Source organism: Paraburkholderia sp. BL18I3N2 (assembly GCF_003001875.1).
Lineage (GTDB): Bacteria > Pseudomonadota > Gammaproteobacteria > Burkholderiales > Burkholderiaceae > Paraburkholderia > Paraburkholderia phytofirmans.
In genome coordinates, this window is sequence record NZ_PVNC01000022.1 from 45,304 (window position 1) to 64,398 (window position 19,095).

The 19,095-nt window shown below is 63.7% G+C and carries 21 protein-coding genes; 9 read left to right on the forward strand and 12 right to left on the reverse strand.

Annotation, left to right across the window (positions count from 1 at the left end; genetic code table 11):
* Window positions 1-15: 15 nt before the first annotated feature.
* Window positions 16-1,368, reverse strand: a complete 1,353-nt coding sequence (locus tag B0G75_RS34480) for a TAXI family TRAP transporter solute-binding subunit (RefSeq protein WP_106314296.1) — start codon at window positions 1,366-1,368, stop codon at window positions 16-18.
* Window positions 1,369-1,494: 126 nt separating this feature from the next.
* On the opposite strand from B0G75_RS34480, the gene B0G75_RS34485 reads away from it, so the two are divergent.
* From B0G75_RS34485 to B0G75_RS34495, 3 genes are all read left to right on the forward strand, one after another.
* Window positions 1,495-1,941 (forward strand): DUF2946 domain-containing protein, encoded by a 447-nt coding sequence (locus B0G75_RS34485; protein ID WP_106314297.1) that lies wholly within the window; start codon window positions 1,495-1,497, stop codon window positions 1,939-1,941.
* Between the two features lie 106 nt (window positions 1,942-2,047).
* A complete protein-coding gene (locus B0G75_RS34490; RefSeq protein WP_106314337.1) occupies window positions 2,048-2,941 on the forward strand; it encodes a hypothetical protein in 894 nt (297 codons plus the stop codon).
* A gap of 15 nt (window positions 2,942-2,956) precedes the next feature.
* The gene (locus B0G75_RS34495) at window positions 2,957-3,349 is read left to right on the forward strand and encodes a copper resistance CopC family protein (RefSeq protein ID WP_106314338.1); all 393 of its coding nucleotides are present in this window, start codon (window positions 2,957-2,959) and stop codon (window positions 3,347-3,349) included.
* Window positions 3,350-3,595: 246 nt separating this feature from the next.
* On the opposite strand, the gene hpaC is transcribed toward B0G75_RS34495, so the two are convergent.
* Window positions 3,596-4,135 (reverse strand): 4-hydroxyphenylacetate 3-monooxygenase, reductase component, encoded by a 540-nt coding sequence (hpaC, locus tag B0G75_RS34505; RefSeq protein WP_106314298.1) that lies wholly within the window; start codon window positions 4,133-4,135, stop codon window positions 3,596-3,598.
* Window positions 4,136-4,413: 278 nt separating this feature from the next.
* Between hpaC and B0G75_RS34510 the strand changes: the two genes are divergently transcribed.
* Window positions 4,414-5,055, forward strand: coding sequence for a response regulator transcription factor (locus B0G75_RS34510; protein WP_181309413.1), 642 nt, complete (start codon window positions 4,414-4,416; stop codon window positions 5,053-5,055).
* Window positions 5,056-5,094: 39 nt separating this feature from the next.
* Here the strand turns inward: B0G75_RS34510 and B0G75_RS34515 are convergent, their stop codons facing one another.
* From B0G75_RS34515 to B0G75_RS34535, 5 genes are all read right to left on the reverse strand, one after another.
* Window positions 5,095-5,838, reverse strand: a complete 744-nt coding sequence (locus B0G75_RS34515) for an SDR family NAD(P)-dependent oxidoreductase (RefSeq protein ID WP_106314300.1) — start codon at window positions 5,836-5,838, stop codon at window positions 5,095-5,097.
* 64 nt (window positions 5,839-5,902) lie between these two features.
* Window positions 5,903-7,027, reverse strand: a complete 1,125-nt coding sequence (locus B0G75_RS34520; RefSeq protein WP_106314301.1) for an amidase — start codon at window positions 7,025-7,027, stop codon at window positions 5,903-5,905.
* Window positions 7,024-7,539 carry a nuclear transport factor 2 family protein gene (locus B0G75_RS34525; RefSeq protein WP_106314302.1) on the reverse strand — a complete coding sequence of 172 codons (516 nt, stop codon included), beginning with the start codon at window positions 7,537-7,539 and terminating at the stop codon, window positions 7,024-7,026. Before B0G75_RS34525 ends, B0G75_RS34520 begins: the two co-directional genes overlap by 4 nt.
* An 18-nt stretch (window positions 7,540-7,557) precedes the next feature.
* Window positions 7,558-7,935 (reverse strand): hypothetical protein, encoded by a 378-nt coding sequence (locus tag B0G75_RS34530; protein WP_106314303.1) that lies wholly within the window; start codon window positions 7,933-7,935, stop codon window positions 7,558-7,560.
* A 56-nt stretch (window positions 7,936-7,991) separates the two neighbouring features.
* Complete coding sequence (locus tag B0G75_RS34535; protein ID WP_106314304.1) at window positions 7,992-9,170, reverse strand: acyl-CoA dehydrogenase family protein; 1,179 nt, start codon at window positions 9,168-9,170, stop codon at window positions 7,992-7,994.
* Window positions 9,171-9,408: 238 nt separating this feature from the next.
* Here B0G75_RS34535 and B0G75_RS34540 point away from each other — a divergent pair, with 238 nt between their 5' ends.
* Window positions 9,409-10,905 carry an ATP-binding protein gene (locus B0G75_RS34540; protein WP_106314305.1) on the forward strand — a complete coding sequence of 499 codons (1,497 nt, stop codon included), beginning with the start codon at window positions 9,409-9,411 and terminating at the stop codon, window positions 10,903-10,905.
* Window positions 10,906-10,915: 10 nt separating this feature from the next.
* Here B0G75_RS34540 and B0G75_RS34545 read toward each other — a convergent pair whose 3' ends face one another.
* The 4 genes from B0G75_RS34545 to B0G75_RS34560 are packed head-to-tail and all read right to left on the reverse strand — an operon-like array spanning window position 10,916 to window position 14,467.
* Window positions 10,916-12,232: an MFS transporter gene (locus tag B0G75_RS34545; protein ID WP_106314306.1), complete on the reverse strand. Its 1,317-nt coding sequence runs from the start codon at window positions 12,230-12,232 to the stop codon at window positions 10,916-10,918.
* A gap of 39 nt (window positions 12,233-12,271) precedes the next feature.
* Window positions 12,272-12,655: a tautomerase family protein gene (locus B0G75_RS34550; protein WP_106314307.1), complete on the reverse strand. Its 384-nt coding sequence runs from the start codon at window positions 12,653-12,655 to the stop codon at window positions 12,272-12,274.
* Between the two features lie 31 nt (window positions 12,656-12,686).
* A complete protein-coding gene (locus tag B0G75_RS34555) occupies window positions 12,687-13,187 on the reverse strand; it encodes an aromatic-ring-hydroxylating dioxygenase subunit beta (RefSeq protein WP_106314308.1) in 501 nt (166 codons plus the stop codon).
* The gene (locus tag B0G75_RS34560) at window positions 13,184-14,467 is read right to left on the reverse strand and encodes a Rieske 2Fe-2S domain-containing protein (RefSeq protein WP_106314309.1); all 1,284 of its coding nucleotides are present in this window, start codon (window positions 14,465-14,467) and stop codon (window positions 13,184-13,186) included. The genes B0G75_RS34555 and B0G75_RS34560 overlap by 4 nt, the downstream gene beginning before the upstream one ends.
* Before the next feature lie 104 nt (window positions 14,468-14,571).
* On the opposite strand from B0G75_RS34560, the gene B0G75_RS34565 reads away from it, so the two are divergent.
* Window positions 14,572-15,489: a LysR family transcriptional regulator gene (locus B0G75_RS34565; protein ID WP_106314339.1), complete on the forward strand. Its 918-nt coding sequence runs from the start codon at window positions 14,572-14,574 to the stop codon at window positions 15,487-15,489.
* Window positions 15,490-15,510: 21 nt separating this feature from the next.
* On the opposite strand, the gene B0G75_RS34570 is transcribed toward B0G75_RS34565, so the two are convergent.
* Window positions 15,511-16,398 carry a LysR family transcriptional regulator gene (locus B0G75_RS34570; protein ID WP_106314310.1) on the reverse strand — a complete coding sequence of 296 codons (888 nt, stop codon included), beginning with the start codon at window positions 16,396-16,398 and terminating at the stop codon, window positions 15,511-15,513.
* Window positions 16,399-16,501: 103 nt separating this feature from the next.
* Between B0G75_RS34570 and B0G75_RS34575 the strand changes: the two genes are divergently transcribed.
* From B0G75_RS34575 to catC, 3 genes are all read left to right on the forward strand, one after another.
* The gene (locus tag B0G75_RS34575; protein WP_106314311.1) at window positions 16,502-17,659 is read left to right on the forward strand and encodes a muconate/chloromuconate family cycloisomerase; all 1,158 of its coding nucleotides are present in this window, start codon (window positions 16,502-16,504) and stop codon (window positions 17,657-17,659) included.
* A gap of 63 nt (window positions 17,660-17,722) precedes the next feature.
* Window positions 17,723-18,631 carry a catechol 1,2-dioxygenase gene (gene catA, locus B0G75_RS34580; protein WP_106314312.1) on the forward strand — a complete coding sequence of 303 codons (909 nt, stop codon included), beginning with the start codon at window positions 17,723-17,725 and terminating at the stop codon, window positions 18,629-18,631.
* Between the two features lie 139 nt (window positions 18,632-18,770).
* Window positions 18,771-19,061 carry a muconolactone Delta-isomerase gene (gene catC / locus B0G75_RS34585; RefSeq protein WP_012433151.1) on the forward strand — a complete coding sequence of 97 codons (291 nt, stop codon included), beginning with the start codon at window positions 18,771-18,773 and terminating at the stop codon, window positions 19,059-19,061.
* Window positions 19,062-19,095 lie beyond the last annotated feature (34 nt).

Below are 19,095 nucleotides of genomic sequence, written 5' to 3' on the forward strand. Positions count from 1 at the left end.
AACCCGCCACCCCGCCTAGGCGTGGCTGCCTTGCCGCGACGCAGCCCCCAGCCGGCTGCGTACGAAGCCGACGTGTTCGCGCAACACATAGAACGCGTCGGCGTAAGCGAGCGGCATGCGCAGCCGATTCAACGAATCCTCGATCTGATCCAGCTCCGCGAAGAGCCGCTTGCGCTCCTCGTCGGTCGAATCGGCGAGCGCGCCGCGCTCGATCGCAATCAGCGAACCATAGTAGCGATAGATGCGCGAGCGCACCCGCCAGCGGTAGAGCGCGGGAATCAGGCGCATGGCCGGGAACAGCAGCACGGCCATCGGCAGCAGCAGAACCAGCGTACGGTCGCCGATGCTCGCCAGCCAGAACGGCAGCGTGCGGTACAGAAAGCTCTTGCCCGTCTTGTAGTAGCGCTGCGCGTCCTCGCTGATCTGATATTCACGCGCGACCGGACTCGGAAATTCTCCCGCCCGCTGCAATAGCCCCGGCATGCCATGCACTTCCTGCGCCGCCTCGATCAGCAGATCGGAAATGGCCGGATGCAGCGTGGTGCGGGCCACCAGCTCGACGGTCGGACTGATCAGATGCACCGTTTCCGGCGGAATTCGGCGCTTCAGATCCAGCACGCCGGCCGGCAGGTCGATCTGATCCAGATAGGGAAAAAGACGCGTGTAGGCGCTCGCCTCCGCGAAGTTCATCACCGACACGCCGGGCAGCTTGAGCAGGCGCAGCATCAAGCCGCGCGTGGCCGAGTCGCCGTTCAGGATCGCCGCGTCCACCTCACCCGCCACCAGCTGGGTGGCGGCCTGCAAGCCGTCGCTCGGGACCAGCGTGGTGTCGCCGCCCGGCTCGATGCCGTTCGCATCCAGCAGTTTGAGCGCCAGCATGCGCGTGCCGCTGCCTTCGCGGCCCACGGCGATCCGTTTGCCTTCCAGTTGCGAAAGCTGACCCAAGCCCGAGCCGCGATAGAACACCACCACCGGAATATAGAAAACGCTGCCGAGCGACATCAACGATGAGGTATCGAGGCCGTCGGCCACGCCGCCTTGCACCAGCGCGGCGTCGACGCGCTGCTTCGGGTCCAGCAGACGTTGCAGGTTCTGCACGGAGCCGTCGGACTCCAGCACGTTCAGCTTGATGCCGTTGCGGGCGAGGATTTTCCTGTACTGCTCGGCGGCGAGGAAAAACGAGCTGTCATGCGGCCCGGCGCTCAGGGTGATCGTCCTCGGCGGCGCCGGATCGATCAGCCAGACGACCAGCGTGACCGTCAGGATGATGACCGTCGCCACGACGACATACAGCAGGGTATGGTCGCGCCACTCGGCATGCGGCTCTTCGCCGGGAAACCGCGGGGGACGTGGGCGCTGCGCTTTCATGGACACTCCGTGCCGGGAGCCGGGATGAACGCATTGTCCACCGTCCGTGGCGGGTTTGCCGTCGGCAGTTTGCTCTATTGACCGTGGCATAATCCGCGACAGCTTCCCCATCGTGTCGCCGGGCGCATCGTGAGTCGTTTCTATCGGAAGATCGGCAGTTGGCTGGGATTGTTCGCGATCCTGATGGCCACGCTCGCGCCGACGATCTCGCACACAGTCGCCGCGCACGCCGACGAAAGCGCCATGTCGGACGAGCATTGCGATATGCCGTCGATGGCGTCCATGGGGTCGATGGACTCCATGCGGAAGGACATGCCCGACGCGTCGTCGGTCATGCCGAGCGCGCCCGATCAGGCAGCCGGCAAACAGACGGACCACGCGGCTATGTCCGACGGCGACGCCTGCGGCTATTGCAGCCTGCTCGCCCACATGCCGGCCGTGCCGAGCGTCGAGGCGCTGTTCGTTGTCACCGTCCGCGCCCTGCAGCACACCGTCGCGACCCGCTTCCAAAGCGTGCGCCGCGTCGAGCCGCTCACTTTCGCTCAACCCCGCGCCCCTCCGTTCGCATCCTGATTCGAGTCACCACGGCGCGATGCATCGAGTGCATCGCGGCTGCCGCCGCACGTCCCTGTCGACTGTGCGCGCCGGCATCGTCACGACCCATGAAACAGGATCGATCATGCGTATCCTTTCAACGCCCCGCGCGCAGCCGCTGCGCTCGGCGGCGCTTCTCGCCGCCACCGGCGCCTTGCTGTGCGCGTCAACGCTCGCCGGCGCCCACGCCATTGCGGGCAACCGCGTTTTCCCAGCGACGATCGCTGTCGACGACCCCGGCGTCGGCGATGAAGCCAACCTCCGGTTCGGCCATCAACGCGTGCCGGGCGACGACGGCGACCAGAGCATCAACACCTTCGACTTCGAGTACGACAAGCTGATCACGCCGCGGCTCGCGGTGTCCGTCGACGGCACGTATGCGATGCAGAACAATCCGCGGGCGCGCGGTTTCGACAACTTCGGCGTCGGCTTGAAGTACCTGCTGTACGTCAACGACGCGCACGAGTTCATGACCTCGATCGGCGTGAATGCCGAACTCGGCGGCACCGGCAGTCGCGCCATCGCCGACAACTTCTCGACGATCTCGCCGACTATCTATGCGGGCAAGGGCATGGGCGATCTGCCCGACTCACTGGCGTATCTGCGGCCGATCGCCATCACGGGCGAAGCGGGACCGGCGCTGACCACCGGCGCGGGACAACCGAACGCCTTCAACTACGGCTTCACCGTGCAATACAGCTTGCCGTATTTGCAACAGCATGTGCGCGATGTCGGTCTGCCGCAGCCATTCGCCAATCTGATTCCGCTGGTGGAAATTCCGTTGTCCCGCAGCCAGGGGCAGACGACCGGCACGGTCAATCCGGGCTTCATCTGGATCAACCGTTATGGGCAGTTCGGCGTGGAGGCGCAAATCCCGATCAATCGTGCGAGCGGCTCGCATGTGGGCATTCTGGTCCAGGCGCATATCTTCTTCGACGATGTCGCACCGACCACGATCGGCAAACCGCTGTTCCAGTAAAGCAGGAGAGGGATGATGAATGACACGATGAAACATGCGCGATTGCGTGGCACACACGCCGTGGCGAAACCGGCGGCGCTGTTCGCCGCACTTGCATTCGCCGGCGCGGCTTTCGCGCATGTGTTCCCGCAGAAGCAGGAGCCAGGAGCCGGCGCGACGGTGGCGTCACCCGCGCAGGTGCGGGTAATGTTCGACGGCCCGCTCGAAGCGGCGTTCAGTTCGCTGACGGTGACCGACGCGAGCGGCAAACAGGTCAACACGGAGAAGGCCGCGGTCGATGAGCATCAGCGGGCATTGATCACCGTGCCGTTGCCGACGCTCGCGGCCGGTCACTACACGGTGCACTGGGTGGCCGTGGCGGCGGACGGACATCGCACCCATGGCGACTATGCGTTCAATGTTAAGTAGCTGAAGCGGTGATGCGCTGCGTTATCTATCGGGCGATGGCGCAGCGTCTGAAAGGTCTACTATCGAAAAGACGCTTTACGCGCGTGTCGGCGCGGATCATCTCGCGGCGCGACGCATTGACTACATCGGCCTGCGATTATCCGATCGACTGTTTCGTCAAAACCGTCGCGTCGGCTCTGGTTTTTCAGTCCGATACCGATCGCGCCGATGTGCTCTGACTGCCACGCGCGCCGCCACGGTGCGTGATCAATGCGATGCCACGCGTTTGATGCGATGGAAGTTGCGATCGAAGTAGATCAACCCGTCGCCATCGCTGCGCACGCTGATGCGTGTGGTCTTCACGAACATCACCGAGTGTGAGCCGACTTCCTTCAGGTCGACGATCTCGCCTTGCAGACTCGCCAGCGCGTCGCGCAAGACCGGCACGCCGTGCGTGCCTTCATCCCAGATCGGCCAACCGAAGCGTTCTTCCATTGGCACCTGGGTCATGCCCGCGAAGTGGCGCGCGAGCAGTTCGTGCTCGCCGGGCAGCACGTTCACGCAAACGTGCCGGTTGCTCTGGAAGGTCGCGTGCATCGCGCTCGACCGGTTCAGGCAGACGAGCAGCGTGGGCGGCGCATCGGTGACGGAGCACACGGCGCTTGCGGTCACGCCGCAACGTCCATGCGGGCCGGCTGTCGTGATCACGTTCACGGCGGCGCTGAGGTGCGCCATGGCTTGACGGAATTGCTGTTTGACGTCGATGTGAGCTTCGGCGTCGGGAGTCGCGTGTGGGGTCGGCGTCACTGTTAGATTCCTCGGGCAGGTGTCGAGTGGTTGGGTTCAAGCGTACTCAATCGCCATGCGGAAAAATATCCGCACGAGCGGCAGGCGGGCAGGCGTGTTTCCCAGTGCATCTAAAGCTTTCCCCAACGTGTGGTTGAGCACTGGCGCATGGTCCATGATTGATGAGTCTTTCAGGGTAACTATTGCTTTGCAGCGCTTTTCCCGCTGGTTATGATGGACCGGGTATTACGCTTCGAATCGCCTCTAAAACGACCACCATGTCCCAGCCTTCGCCATCCATCACGTCACTTGCACCGATCGTCTACATCGTCGACGACGACAGCGGCATGCGCACGTCGCTCGCGTGGCTGCTCGAATCGGTTGGCGTGAAGTCGGCGGGTTTCGCCAATGCGAGCGAGTTTCTCGGCGCATTCGATGCGGACGTGCCTGCCTGTCTCGTGCTCGACGTGCGCATGCCGGAGCACAGCGGCTTCGACGTGCAAGCAGAATTGAATCGCCAGGGCGTCACGCTGCCGATCATTTTCGTGAGCGGCCATGGCGATATTCCGATGTCGGTGCGCGCGCTGCAAAACGGCGCGATCGATTTCGTCGAGAAACCGTATAACTCGCAGCAGATGCTCGACCGCGTGCAAAGCGCGCTAAAGCTTGCGTCGCAACGTCACGTAGCGGGCCAGAAGCAGCGCGAGTTGCGCAAGCGGATCGAGTCGCTGACCGCGCGTGAAAAAGAAGTGCTGCGCGGCGTGATCGACGGTAAAGGCAGCAAAAGCATTGCCAGCGATCTGTCGATCAGCGTGAAGACCGTCGACGTGCATCGCGCGAGCATCAAGGACAAGCTCGGCGCGCCGTCGATCGCGATGCTGGTGCGCGAAGTGATGGCGGTGTGGGATCAGGATGCAAACACGGGCGGCATGCAGCGTTGATGCATGCCGCTGTGGTGTTCCCACGCAACCGCAACCGCATCAGCGCATGAAGAGTCCGCCGTTCACATCCCAGCACGCGCCGTTCGCAAAGTAGGCATTTTCCGCAGCGAGCATGACGGCGACATCCGCGACATACTCCGCCGAGCCCAGACGTCCTGCGGGAATGTTCGCGATCACCGCCTTCAGTTTGTCGGGCGCGACGCTTTCATGCACGATCGGCAGATCCATCGGTCCGGGCGAAATGGCGTTGACGGTCACGCCCGCCGCGCCGAGATCGCGCGCGAAAACCTTGGTGAGCGTGATCACACCGCCTTTCGCGGCCGCATAGTGCGCGCCGGTCGCCGAGCCACCGTTCTGTCCCGCGAGCGACGCGATATTGACGATACGGCCCGCGCCCACGTCGGCGAAATGCTGGCCGAACACCTGACAGCCGAACAGCACGCTGCGCAAGTTGACGTTGATGACCTGATCGAATTGCTCGGCGGTAATGTCCATCACGGAGACGACTTTGGAGGCACCCGCGTTATTCACCAACGCGTCGATACGCCCCCAACGCTGCAACATCGCGTCGCGCGCCGCAGTGAAGGCCGCTTTCGCGGTGACGTCGAGATTCAGCGCGAACGCAGTGGAACCGTCGGCGCTCAGATCGCGCGCGAGCGCTTCTGCGGCATCGAACGCGATATCGCCGATGGCGACCGCGTAACCCGCCGCGTGAAAGCGCGTGGCGATCGCGGCGCCCAAACCGCGCGCGGCGCCGGTGACAAGAACGACTCTCTTCTGCATTGCATCCACTCCACTTCGAAATAACGGCCGCTGTTCGAGCGGCCCGAGGCACAGCGCAAGCGATTCAAGCGGCGAGGGCGGCTTCGAAACGCCCGGCGATCGCACACACCTGCTCATCCTGGCCCTTGCGTCCGACAATCTGCAAACCCGCCTTGAGCGGCGAACCGCCGATCGGCAACGGCAAACTCAGCGCGGGATGGCCGCTCAGATTGAACGGCCGGATCAGCGACGACATTGCGATCACCGATGTGCCGCTGCGCGCCTGTTCAAGTGTGATCGGCAGGGCGGGCAGCGTGGGCAGAATCAGCAGGTCGACGTTGTCGAGCGCGTGGTCGACCGCCGCGGTGAAGTCGCGGCGCACCTGTTCTGCCGCGTCGAGTTGCGCGGCGGTGGTGTTGGCCGCGGCGCGCAAGCGTGCGTCGAGATCCGCGCCGAGTTTGCCGCTTGCCACCAGATGGCCGAATGCACGCGAGGTCTCGACATTGATGACGGAGAGGCCCGCGTCGAAGGCGGCGGCGAGTCCTGCAAGCGGCACCGTCTGGGCGACACAACCCGCCTTGTCTGCCGCGCGTGTCACGGCTTGGAGGATTTCGGCCGTGGCTTCGGCTTGCACGATGCCGACCTTGCACGCGCCTTGCCACGCATGCGCGGCATTCGCATCGAAGTTAGCGGTGATGGCCTGCATCGCGGCAACGAGCATGCGCATGTCGCGTGCAAACGGGCCGACACAATCGAGCGTGGATTCTCGCGGCGCCACGCCGAGTCGCGACACGCGCCCGAAGGTGGGCTTCAATCCGATCACGCCGCAGCATGCGGCGGGGCCGCGAATCGAGCCGCCGGTGTCGGTGCCGAGCGCGGCGTCGGCGAGTTTCAGTCCGACTGCCGCCGCCGATCCGCTCGACGATCCGCCCGGAATGCGCGCAGCATCTTGCGGATTCTGCGGCGTGCCGGTGTAGTCGTTGATACCGGTCATGCCGAACGCCAGCTCATGCATGTTCGCTTTGCCGACGATGCGCCAGCCGGAAGCGATCAAACGTTCGACAACCTCCGCATGCTGTTGCGCGGGCGGCGTATCGGCCAGCGCGCGGCTCGCGGCGGTGGTGGCGTAACCGGCAATATCGATCGTGTCCTTGATCGCGATGCTCGGGCCGGCGCCGCCTATCGACAGCGTCTGGATAAACTCGTTCATGGATGCGTTTTCCTTGCGTTGACCTGCCACGGCGCGTCGAACAGACGCTCCGTGCGAAAGTGCGTGATGAGCCAGTCGCGGCTGCTATCGGCGGGCGCGAAATCCACTTCGAGGCGCGCCGAGATCAATTCGGCCGGCGCATCGACATAGCCCGAGGCCTGCAGCATGATCCAGCGGCCTTTCGCGCTCGCTCCCTGCACGTCGATGGTTTCCGACGTTAGGAAGTGCACGTTCACCGAGAAATGCGGTGAGGGCGGCAGGTAGCGCGTGAGCATCGTGAGAATTTCAGCGTGGCCCGTCAGGCGGCCGAACTTGTTCGCGTACTGTGGGCCGATGCCTTCCCAGATCGCGTCGGCGCAGAAGAGAGCCGCGAGCGTTTCGCCTTCGAGCACGCCGGACGGCACGTCGCATAGCGCCATATAGCGCGCCATCGTCCGGCGCACGGCCGATTCGGCTTCGAGCGCGGCGAGCCGTTCGGTCAACGTGGCAAGCGCATCCTGGTTGACGTTCATTGCATTGCTCCAATACGGTCAAGCGGCATTGGCATGTTGCGGCGGTACTTGCAGCGCGCGCCCGACACGCGCTTCGATCTTGCCATAGCGCCACAGGTTGTATTCACCCACCGGCGTGGTGCGATACAGATTGCACACGGCGACAGTCGTGTCGAAATTACGCACGTCGGCCATGATGTAGAAGGTCCACGGCGAGTTGTCGGCGTGGCCCACGGTGAGACGGTCGTCGTCCATGATGCCGAGCACCTTGACGCCTTCCATCGACTCGATCGCGGCGAGCATCTTGCCGTAGGCCTGCCAGACTTCGCCGATCTGTTCGCGTGGCAGATCGAAGAAATTCTGCGTGACGCCGCAGCAGAACAGAACACGCAGCGGCAGCGTTGAAGTATCGGACATGAGATGTTGCTCCTTGCAATCCTGGTTGTGCGGATAGTGATCAATCAGAAAACGGCTTACAGGTAGCCAGGAATCGGCGGCACACCGACGAACACCGCGCCCGCGCCGTCATAGTTGCCTTCGCCGAGAAACGCGTGCTGCGTGACGACCATCGAGTCGCGCATCAGACGTTGCAACGGATGCGTGCGATAAATCGCCGTCGTGCCGCCGAGCCGGTAAGCGCGCTGCACGACGTCGGCGCCTTCGCGGGCGATCTGCGTTGCCGAAAGACGCAGCAGGCTCACCTGATCCGCTGTGACGGGATTGCCGGCGAGGATCGATTGCCAGACCTGGTGAGTGGTGTCGTAGAAGAATGCGCGCGCCGAGCGCAATTGCGCCTCGGCTTTCGCAAGTTCGATGCGGTAGTACGCGCGGTCGGCGAGTTGCGGCGCGCCGGTGGTCGTCTTGCGGCCGCCGGCCATGTGGTTCGCGACGTCGAGCGCGGCGCGCGCGAGGCCGAGGTTGACCACGGCGAGCACTTGCGCGGCGTAGGCGATGGTTGGGTAGCGATACAACGGCTCGTCCACGCAGGGTTCGCCGCCACGCACGAAGGTCCAGTCGTCCGCAACGAACTGGTCGGAGACGCGCAGATCGTGACTGCCGGTGCCCTGCATGCCGACCACGTCCCAGTTCTCGACGATCTCCACCTGATGCGGACGGAACACGGCCGTGCGCGGTTTACCGCCCGCGCCTGGAGCGCTTGGAGCACCTACGCCGATGCCTACGCCGAGCCAGTCCGCGCCTTTGCAGCCGCTCGCGAATTTCCACGTGCCGTTCACGCGCCAGCCGCCTTCAGCGGACTGCGCAGGCTGCACCGGGAAGAGTCCGCCCGCGAACACCTGGTCGGGCCCGTCCGCATAGATTTCCGCTTGTGTATGCAACGGCAGCGCCGCCAGGTAGACGTTGGCCGAGCCGAAGCTCGCGACCCACGCCGCCGAACCGTCCGCGACCGCGATACGCTCGATCATGTCGAGAAACAGGGCGGGCGCCAGCGCGTCGCCGCCGAACCGCCGCGGCGTGGCCGCGCGATACACACCCGCACGCTTGAGCTTCGCGATCACGTCACGCGGCACATGCGAAAGGCGGTCGAATTCATCGCGGCGCGCTGCGATCTCGGCGATCACTTCGTCGAGCGGCAGGCGCGCGGTATTCGACGTGTTCGATTGTTCGGCAGCAACGGCGGCGGTGTCGGACATGGTGGGGTATCTCCTTGATTCGTTATTGACTGGAATGCGCGGCAAGTTGGACCCGAAACGGTGAGCCGCGCAGATTCGAATCAGTCTAGAAATGCAAAAAGAACGCTTCAATTGGGACGCGAGGCGCCGTTTTAGGTAATGCTCCGGGGTCGTCTAAAGAAATCTTCAGACGCGCAACACGCGCACCGGTGTTATGTTTCTGCCCATACGTGATCGAACCTGTGTGCGGTACTGCCCGATGAATTTCCCCGCCGAAGAAGACTTCCACCGCCTGCTCGACGCGCTCACGCTGTGCGTGCTGCTGCACGACGCCGAAACCAAGGCGATCGTGTGGGCGAATCGCGCGGCCTGCGAGGCGCTTGGCTTTACGCTCGCCGAATTGCTTCCGCTCAAGGCAAAGGACATGACGCGTCCGGTGCCGAAATACCGCCGCGAGATCGGCGTCGGCGCGATGGACCGTTCGATCACCGAAGGCCCGCAGGTGTACGAGTGGTGTTACCGCTCGCGCACCGGTGCCGACATGTTGTCCGAGGCGATTGCCACTTACGTGCCGCTGCGCGAGCGCGCGGTGGTGATGGTGCAGTTCCGCGACATCAGCGTCGAAGACACGCTCAAGCAGTCGCTGCGCCGTTACGAATCGCGGTTGCGCGAATTCATGCAGGATCTCGGCGAAGGCGTCGCGGTGCTGACACCCACGGGCGAAGTGGAGTTCGTCAGCGAATCCGGGCGGCGTGTGCTCGGTCTGGAAGAGGGCGCGCCGATGGGCGACCTGCTCGACTATTGCAGCGAGCCGGACCGCGAGCGTCTGCTGGAGCAGCTCGCGAACGCGCCGCGGATTCAACCGTCGGCGCCGCAGCGTTATCGCATCACGCGCCGCGACGGCACGCCGGGCTGGTTGCGCATCACGTGCCGGCGTATCGAGATTGAAAACGACCTGAATGGAAGGCTGCTGCACTTTCGCGACGTGACGGACGAAGTCGCCGTCGAAGAAGCGCGGCGCAATGAAGCGCGTCTGCTTGAATACGCTGGACGTTACAACGCGATGGGGGAAATGGCGACCGCCATTGCTCATGAGCTGAGCCAGCCGCTTGCCGCCGTGCGCAACTTCATCGAAGGCGCGATCCGGCGGCTCGCGCAACCCGCTTCGATCGACGACGCTGTATGGGGCCTGCGCAGCGCCGATCGTCAGGCTGAACATGCGGCATTGATCATCAAGAGTGTGCGCGATTACATGGTCAAGCGCGAGCCGAGCGAGACGCATACGGATCTGCGCGAGGTGCTCGCGGAGGTTGCGTACTTCATCGAATTGCGCGCGCGCGAGGCGGGCGTGACGCTCACGATCGAGCAGGCGACGCAGCCGCTGCCTGTGTACGTTGAGCGCGTGTTGATCGGCCAGGTGGTGTTGAATCTGGCCTTCAACGCAATCGAAGCGCTTGGGGAAGGGACAAACAGAAGCGCGACCTCGGAAAGCCGCGAGCTTCGCCTCGTCACGCACTTGCGCGGTAAATACGCGATCGTCCAGGTGATCGACAACGGCCCAGGCGTACCCGCCGATGCTCATGGCCGCCTGTTCGACGGCTTCTCTTCGTCGAAAGCGGGCGGCAACGGCATCGGACTTTCGCTGTGCAAGAACATCGTCACGCGACACGGCGGCGAGATCTGGGCAAAACCGGCGCTGCACGGCGGGCTCGAATGCAGCTTCTCGCTGCCGCTCGCCGCCGCGCCGGCCGGTTGATTGCAACAGTTCAATCATGCGTGATGCTGGTGTTGCGCGGAATCGTCACGAGCGTGAGCGCGGTAATCACGCCGAAGCCGATCAGCATCAGCGCGACCGGCCACGGTGCGCGCACTTGCGCATACAGCGCGGTAGCGACGAGTGGCGCGAGTCCGCCGGAAAAGACCGAAGCGATTTCGTGGCCGAGCGCCATGCCCGAGTAACGCACTTCAGTGGGGAACAGTTCGCCCATCAACGCGGGTTGTGTGCCGATCATCGCCGCGTGGCAGAAGGGCAGACCGAGCACGAGCGAGAGGAACACCAGCATCGGTTGATGCGTGTCGATCAGCCAGAAGGCGGGAAACGCGATGACCACCAGCCCGAGCGCGCCGATCATATACACGGGCCGCCGTCCGATTACATCCGATAGACGTCCCCACAACACGATCGTCACGAGTTCGAGCAACATGGCGAGCATCACGCCGCCGAGCATCACCGAAACGGGCACGCCGATCGTCTTGCCGTACACCAGCACGAACGAAAGAAAGATATACGTGCCGCCGTTTTCGGCGACGCGCAGCCCCATCGCTTGCAACACCTGCTTCGGATGATTGCGCAGCACCGTCAGCACAGGCATGTGCTTCGGTTTGGCGGCGGCGAAGTCGCGGCTCTCCGGCAGGCGCCGGCGAATGTACACGCCCACGCCGAAAATCAGCACGCTGGCCAGAAACGGCACACGCCAGCCCCACGACATGAAGCTTTCTAGCGGCAAGCGCTGCACCAGATAAAACGCGGCCGCCGACAACACGAAGCCACCGGCCACACCCAACTGGCTGAACGCCGCATAGTAGCCGCGACGATTGGCCGGCGCGCTCTCGCTGATCAGCAGCACGCCGCCGCCCCATTCGCCGCCTGACGCGATGCCTTGCACGACTCGTAAACACACGAGCGCGGCAGGCGCGAGAAAGCCGACTTGCGAGAACGTGGGCAACAGGCCGATGCCGAAGGTGGCCACGCCCATCATCATCAGCGTGATGACGAGCGCGCGCTTGCGGCCGTGCCGGTCGCCGATATGGCCGAACACGATGCCGCCCAACGGCCGCGCGAGGAAACCGATCGCGAAGCCCGCGAAAGCGGCCAGCGTGCCCAACAGCGGATCGCCGTGCAGCGGGAAGAACAATGGTCCGAAGATCAGTGCGGCGGCCGTGCCGTACAGAAAAAAGTCGTACCACTCGAGCGCATTGCCGAGCACGGAGGCGATGATGATCCGCCGCAAGGTTCGCGAGGTGGCCGGCGCTGCGGATACAGGTGGCGATCCGGCCGTGGGAGAAAACGTGTCGTTTTGCATCTGCGTGCCCGTTGGTTCGCGTTGACTAAAGGAAAGGCGCTAGCGCCCGAGTGATTTCGCGGTCTGCCCGCCGATGCCGAAATCGGTGTTCGGAATGTCCTTGATCATCACGCGGGCGGCATCGAGCGGCGTGTCGAGCAGATCCGCGCCGGTCTTGCTGAGCGCGGCGATCAGGGCTTCCTTTTGCGCGGGCGTGCGGCCCGCGATCAGGATCGCCACGATGGTGAGCAGCGGCGCTCGAACATTCGCGTTGCTCACGCCGCCCAAACCGAAATCGTGCGACGGCAGTTCACTCAGCAGAATCCGCACCGATTCAGCGGGCGCGCCGATTGCCGCGACCGTGGCCTTCGTAAGAGCCGCGATCAATTGCGCCTTGCGCGCCGGCCAGTGACCATCCGGCAAATAAACTTCCAGTGTAGGCATTGCTGCGCTCGCAGTTTCAAAGACGAGAAGATCAGAGCAGGAAGCCGATCGCGCTCAACGCTTCGGTCGAATCGATCAGGCGGATCACCTTCTGCACGATGCGCGGCTCGCCGCTCGCGAAGCTGATGCGATGCGTGAGGTCCGCGGCGAACAGCGTCGACTTGCCGCGTTTGTACGCAACGATGACTTGCGCCGAATTCACCGTCACTTCATCGCTGGCGTCGCTCGTGAGCGTGAAGCGCGACACGGTGCGCACAGTGCGGGCGGCGTCGGTGGCCGATGCCGAATAGCCGGACGTCATGCGCTGCACGCGTTTTTCGCGCATGTCCTGATCGTCGTACGCGTAGTTCAGCGTGGCGGCGAAGTCGGTGGTGTTGTGATCGATCGGCACCACGTAGAAACCCGCCGGGTCCCACAGCGTGAGCCACTCGCGATAGTCCTTGCGGTCCAGCAACTCGGCTTCGCGCCAGATGAGTTCGATCGCGCCGGCAAAAGTCTTCTGCGAAAACAGCGTGTTTCTGTCATCCATCATGCTTGCTCCATCATCGTGCGCCATTGCGCGTACGCTTCGCGCATGCCGGTCTCGTCGGTGGCGTGGGCGGTCTTTTCGCCGTTCGGCGCGGTGCGTTCGCGATTCAAGCCACGGTTGACGAGAATCGGCAGATCGGGGCCGGCATGCGAGCCGCGCTGCACGCGCTCCCACGCTTCGGCGTCGTCCGGGCTGCCGAAACCGAACGGGCCCTGGAAGTGTTCGTGAATGCGCAGACGCACGCGGTTCGCTTCCTCGGGGCCGCCGTCCATCGCGAGGGCGACGTGACGGATCTCGGTCTCGTTCGCGGAAATGGGCCGCAGTACGCGGAAAAACGCCATCGACAGCGCGAGGTTCGGAAACAGATTCAGGTTGAAGCCGACGCCCATCAGCGAGCGCACGATGCGGCGCACTTCCTCCGGCGTGTGATCCCTGGCGAGCGAGGCCGCCAGTTCTTCGAAACGTTCGGGAATCGGCGCGCCGTCGTCCTTGTCGAGATCGACGATTTCGGGCACCAGCACGGCGAGGCTGTGGCCGTTGCCGAGCGAGCGGCAGAAGGCCTGGTCGCTGGTCATGAAGCTCGTGATCGCGGCGGCGGTTTCGTCGTCGATCGATTTCATCCAGGACTTGTGGACCACCGGGAAGTGGTACAGGTCGGTGGTGTTCTCCAGCTGGATCTTCCAGTTGCCGTTGAAGCGGAAACGGTGTTCGCCGTTAGCCTTGATCGGATAGCCCGCGCCTTGCTTCATGAACAGATCGATCCACGGCTTGGCGCCGCCGAGGAAGTCTTCCAGCGGCTCGATCTCCTGATTGAAGCTCGCGAAGATCAGGCCTTGATAGATGCCCACGCGCAGACTGGCGAGCGGCAATTCGGCTTTGTCGACCACGCCTTCATAACCGTCGCCATACGGCAGCGCGCGCAAGGCGCCGTCAAGGCCGTAAGTCCAGCTGTGATACGGACACGTGAACCCCTTTGCGTTGCCCTTGTGCTGTTCGCAGACGGTCGCGCCGCGATGACGGCAGCGGTTCTGCAAGACGTTGACCGCGCCGCTCTTGTCGCGCACCACGATCACCGGCTGACGGCCGATCGTGGTGGTGCGGAAGTCGCCCGGATTCGGCAGTTCGCTTTCGTGCGCGACCCAGATCCACGTCTTGTAGAAAATGCGCTCGAGTTCCGCTTCGAAGACGGCCGGGTCGTAGTACAGCGACGGGGCCACGCGGTCGGACTGCGCGCGCTGATACAACGCGCTCGCATCGACGGTCTGATATGAGGATTCGCTCATGGCTTGTGTAAGTGGGTGGTCGATGAAGCCAAGTCTCGCCCGCCCGTTGATATGCGTCAAATTGATCTAAAATGAAATATAAAATCAACCGCATGGATATCTGGATGAACTCGCTGGACCACGTCGACCTCAATTTGCTGCGCGTTTTTCAGGCGATCGTCGAGGAGCGCAGCCTGACTCGCGCGGGCGAGCGGCTGGCGCTCTCGCAGCCGGCCATCAGCTATTCGCTGGGGCGTTTGCGCACGCTGTTCGACGATCCGCTGTTCATCCGCACGCGCGCCGGCATGCAGCCCACGCCGATCGCGCTGGAACTGTCGTCTATCGTGTCCCGCGCGCTCGACACCGTGCGCGAAGCGCTGCGTTACGCGGAGCATTTCGACCCGGCGGTGAGCACGCGCACGTTCCGGCTGTCACTGTCGGACGCGGGCGAACTGGCTTATCTGCCGCCGATATGCGAGGCTTTGCACCGGCAAGCGCCGCGCGTGAGGCTGCGTATCGAGCCGCTGCCGGTGGAGGAAATGGAAGATGCACTGCGCGCGAGCCGGCTCGATTTCGCCATCGGCAATCTGCCCACGCTAACCGCGCGCACGCGGCATCAGGCGCTGTTCGAAGAGACGTACGTGTGTATGACGAGAAAGCGGCGCGGCCTGCCGCGCACGAAGGAGCTGAGTCTGAAGGCGTTTCTGGATGCGTCGCACGTGCAGATCACGTCGGTCGAGCACAGCCACCACGCGCTCGACGACGAATTCCGCGCGCAAGGCGTCGGCCGTCATATTGCGCTGGAGCTACCGCATTTCGTGGCGTTGCCGAGTGTGCTGGCCGTCACCGATCTGTTCGCCACGCTGCCGCGTCGCCTCGCGCACATTTTCAATCGCGACGGCGGCTTTCAGATCTACGAATTGCCCGTGACCTTGCCGATCGCGGCGGTCACGATGCACTGGCACGAGCATTTCGATCAGGACGAGGGCAACGTGTGGCTGCGCAATCTGATGGCGGATATCGTGAGGCGCTTCGACGAGTGACAAGGCCACGCTCTCGGTATTTCAGTTCTTCTTGAACAGGTCTCGCGCGATCGAACACAGCAACGTGGTGGTTGGCGATTCGTCCTGCAAGCGGCGGCTCATGATGATCGGCGAAGCGACGTTGGCCGCCGGAATTGGGCGGTACACCACGCCATGCGCGCGCAAACCTTCCACGCTTTCCGGCACGAGACACACGCCCACTTGCGCCGCCACCAGACCCAACGCGGTCTGCAATTCGCGCACTTCATGAATCGCCTTCGGTTCCAACGCATGATCGTGCATGGCCGATAGCTGCTGGTCGGCATAGCTCGGCCGCGGCGTGCTGGGGTAGACGATCAAGGTTTCCTGGGCGAGCGCTGCCAGCGTCAGCGGCTTCTTTTGTCGTGCCAGCGGATGGTCTTGCGGCAATGCGGCAATCATTTTTTCTTCCAGAAGCACCTCGCGCGCGAGTTGCGCGTCGTCGAAACGCAGGCGGCCGAAGCCCACATCGATGCGACCGCCTTTGAGCGCCGCGAGTTGTTCGATGGTGAACATTTCGATCAGCGACAGTTCGATATGCGGCGCGGCCTCGCGAAACGCGCGGATCACGGCGGGCAGCGCGCCATACAGCGTCGACGGCACGAAGCCGATGACGACGCGCTCGGCCAGTTGCGCGAGGCGCCGCGTGAGCGGGGCAAGTTCGTCCGCCTCGTCGGCGAGGCGCTTCGCCTGTGTATAGAAAATCCGGCCGGCTTCGGTCAGCCGCAGCGGCCGCGAGCCGCGCTCGAACAGCGCCAGCCCGACGCTTTCCTCGATCTGCTGGATCTGGCGGCTGAGCGGCGGCTGGGTCATGTGCAGGCGCTGGGCGGCCCGCGTGATGTTCATTTCTTCGGCGACCGCGATGAAGTAGCGGAGTTGGCGAAGTTCCATGCATACCCCTACGGTATGGAAGTAGTCGGAATCGGTGTTGGACTGCTTCGCGGGTTGTTTCTACTATGAGGGCTCCCGGTCAGGCAGTTCAGGAGGGCAACGAATGATAGCAACACCCGTGAAGATCGAGAGCGTGGAGACGATTCTCGTCGACGTACCGACGATCCGTCCGCACCGCCTCTCGGTCGCAACGATGAACTGCCAGACGCTGGTGCTGGTACGCATCCGTTGCGCCGACGGGTTGGTCGGCGTGGGCGAGGGCACCACGATCGGCGGCCTCGCGTACGGCGAGGAAAGCCCGGAAAGTATCAAGGTCAATATCGACACCTATTTCGCGCCGTTGCTCAAAGGCATGGACGCGACGCGTCCGGGCGCCGCGATGGCGAAACTGCGCGAACTGTTTCAAGGCAACCGCTTTGCGAAGTCCGCGCTGGAAACGGCGTTGTTCGATGCGCAGGCACAGCGCCTCGGCGTGCCGCTGTCGGAACTGTTCGGCGGCCGTGTGCGCGATTCCGTGGAGGTGGCTTGGACGCTCGCAAGCGGCGATACGCAACGCGATATCGACGAAGCCGAGCAGGTGTACGAGACGAAGCGCCACCGCGTGTTCAAGCTGAAGATCGGCACGCGCGCTGTCGCCGACGATGTCGCGCATGTCGTCGCGATCCAGGAAGCGGTGGAAGGACGTGGCGAAGTGCGCGTCGACGTGAACCAGGCATGGAGCGAAGCGGACGCCATCTGGGCCGCGCGGCGTTTTGCCGATGCAGGCGTGACGCTGATCGAGCAACCCATCGCCGCGGAGAATCGTGCGGGTCTCAAGCGTCTGACCGACCTCGCGCTGGTGCCGATTATGGCCGACGAAGCGCTGCACGGTCCGGCCGATGCGTTCGCCGTCGCCAGCGCGCGCGCCGCCGATGTGTTCGCCGTGAAGATCGCGCAATCGGGCGGCCTAGTGGGCGCCGCGCAGGTGGCGGCCATCGCGTCGGCCTCGAACATCGATCTGTACGGCGGCACGATGCTCGAAGGCGCGGTGGGCACGATCGCTTCCGCGCAACTCTTCAGCACCTTCGGCGAGTTGAAGTGGGGCACGGAACTGTTCGGCCCCTTGCTGCTGACCGAAGAGATTCTCACCGAACCGCTGCGCTACGAGAATTTCGCGCTGCATCTGCCTCAAGGTCCGGGTCTTGGCATCACGCTCGACTGGGACAAGATCGATCGCCTGCGGCGCGATACGCGCAAAGGCGCCAGCGTTGCCACGAACTGAAGCATCGAAGCACTGAAGGCTCATCCGTTAGCCATCCAGAACATCAATCGAAGGAGATACCCCATGAACAAGCAAGCAATCGACGCGCTGCTCAATAAGATCAACGACAGCGCCACCAGCGAAGGCAATCCGCGCACCAGGCAGATCGTCAACCGGATCGTGCAGGACCTGTTCTATACGATCGAAGATCTCGACGTGCAGCCCGCCGAATTCTGGACCGCGCTGAACTATCTCGGCGACGCCGGCAAGAGCGGCGAACTCGGTCTGCTGGCCGCGGGTCTGGGTTTCGAGCATTTTCTCGATCTGCGTCTGGATGAAGCGGAGGCAAAGGCCGGCATCGAAGGCGGCACGCCGCGCACGATTGAAGGTCCGTTGTACGTGGCCGGCGCGCCCGTTTCCGACGGACATGCGCGACTGGACGACGGCACCGATCCGGGCCAGACGCTGGTTATGCGTGGCCGCGTGCTCGGCGAAGACGGCAAGCCGCTCGCTCATGCGCTCGTCGAAGTGTGGCACGCGGACCATCTGGGCAACTATTCGTACTTCGACAAATCGCAGCCTGCCTTCAATCTGCGCCGCTCGATCCGTACCGACGCCGAAGGCCAATACAGCTTCCGCAGCGTGGTGCCGGTCGGCTATAGCGTGCCGCCGCAAGGCCAGACGCAATTGCTGCTCGATCAGCTCGGCCGGCATGGGCATCGTCCGGCACATATCCACTTCTTCGTATCCGCGCCGGGTTTTCGCAAGCTGACCACGCAGATCAACATCGACGGCGATCCGTATCTGTGGGACGACTTCGCCTTCGCCACGCGCGACGGCCTCGTGCCGGCGGTCAAGCAGGCTGAAGGTGCCGAAGGCAAACCGTATGGCGTGGACGGCAATTTCGCGCTGATCGATTTCGACTTCACGCTGTTCAAAGAGCGCGACAACCTGCCGGACGCCGAAGTGGAGCGTCTGCGCGCCGAAGCCTGATGCTGCGTTCGCAGGGCTGAAGCCGGGCGTTGAACAGAAAACGCCCTGACGTATCGCACGAATCTGTCAGCCCCGGTTGCGCAGCGCGATTGGCCGCGCCGCCGGGGCTTTTTTTTACCGATCAGAGAGGAGAGCAAGCATGCTGTTTCACGTCGAGATGACCGTCCACCTGCCGGCCGATATGGATGCCGAACGCGCGGCGCGCCTGAAGGCCGATGAGAAAGCGATGTCGCAAAGGCTGCAACAGGAGGGCGTGTGGCGGCATCTGTGGCGCATCGCCGGCCGTTACGCGAATATCAGCGTATTCGACGTGGAGAGCCCCGCGCATCTGCACGACGTGCTGAGCCAGTTGCCGCTGTTTCCGTATATGGATGTCGAAGTGCGCGCGCTGTGCCGGCATGCGTCGTCGATTCGCGACGACGACCGGTAAGAAGAGGCGCTTGTGAAAGGTGCTGCGAATGCAG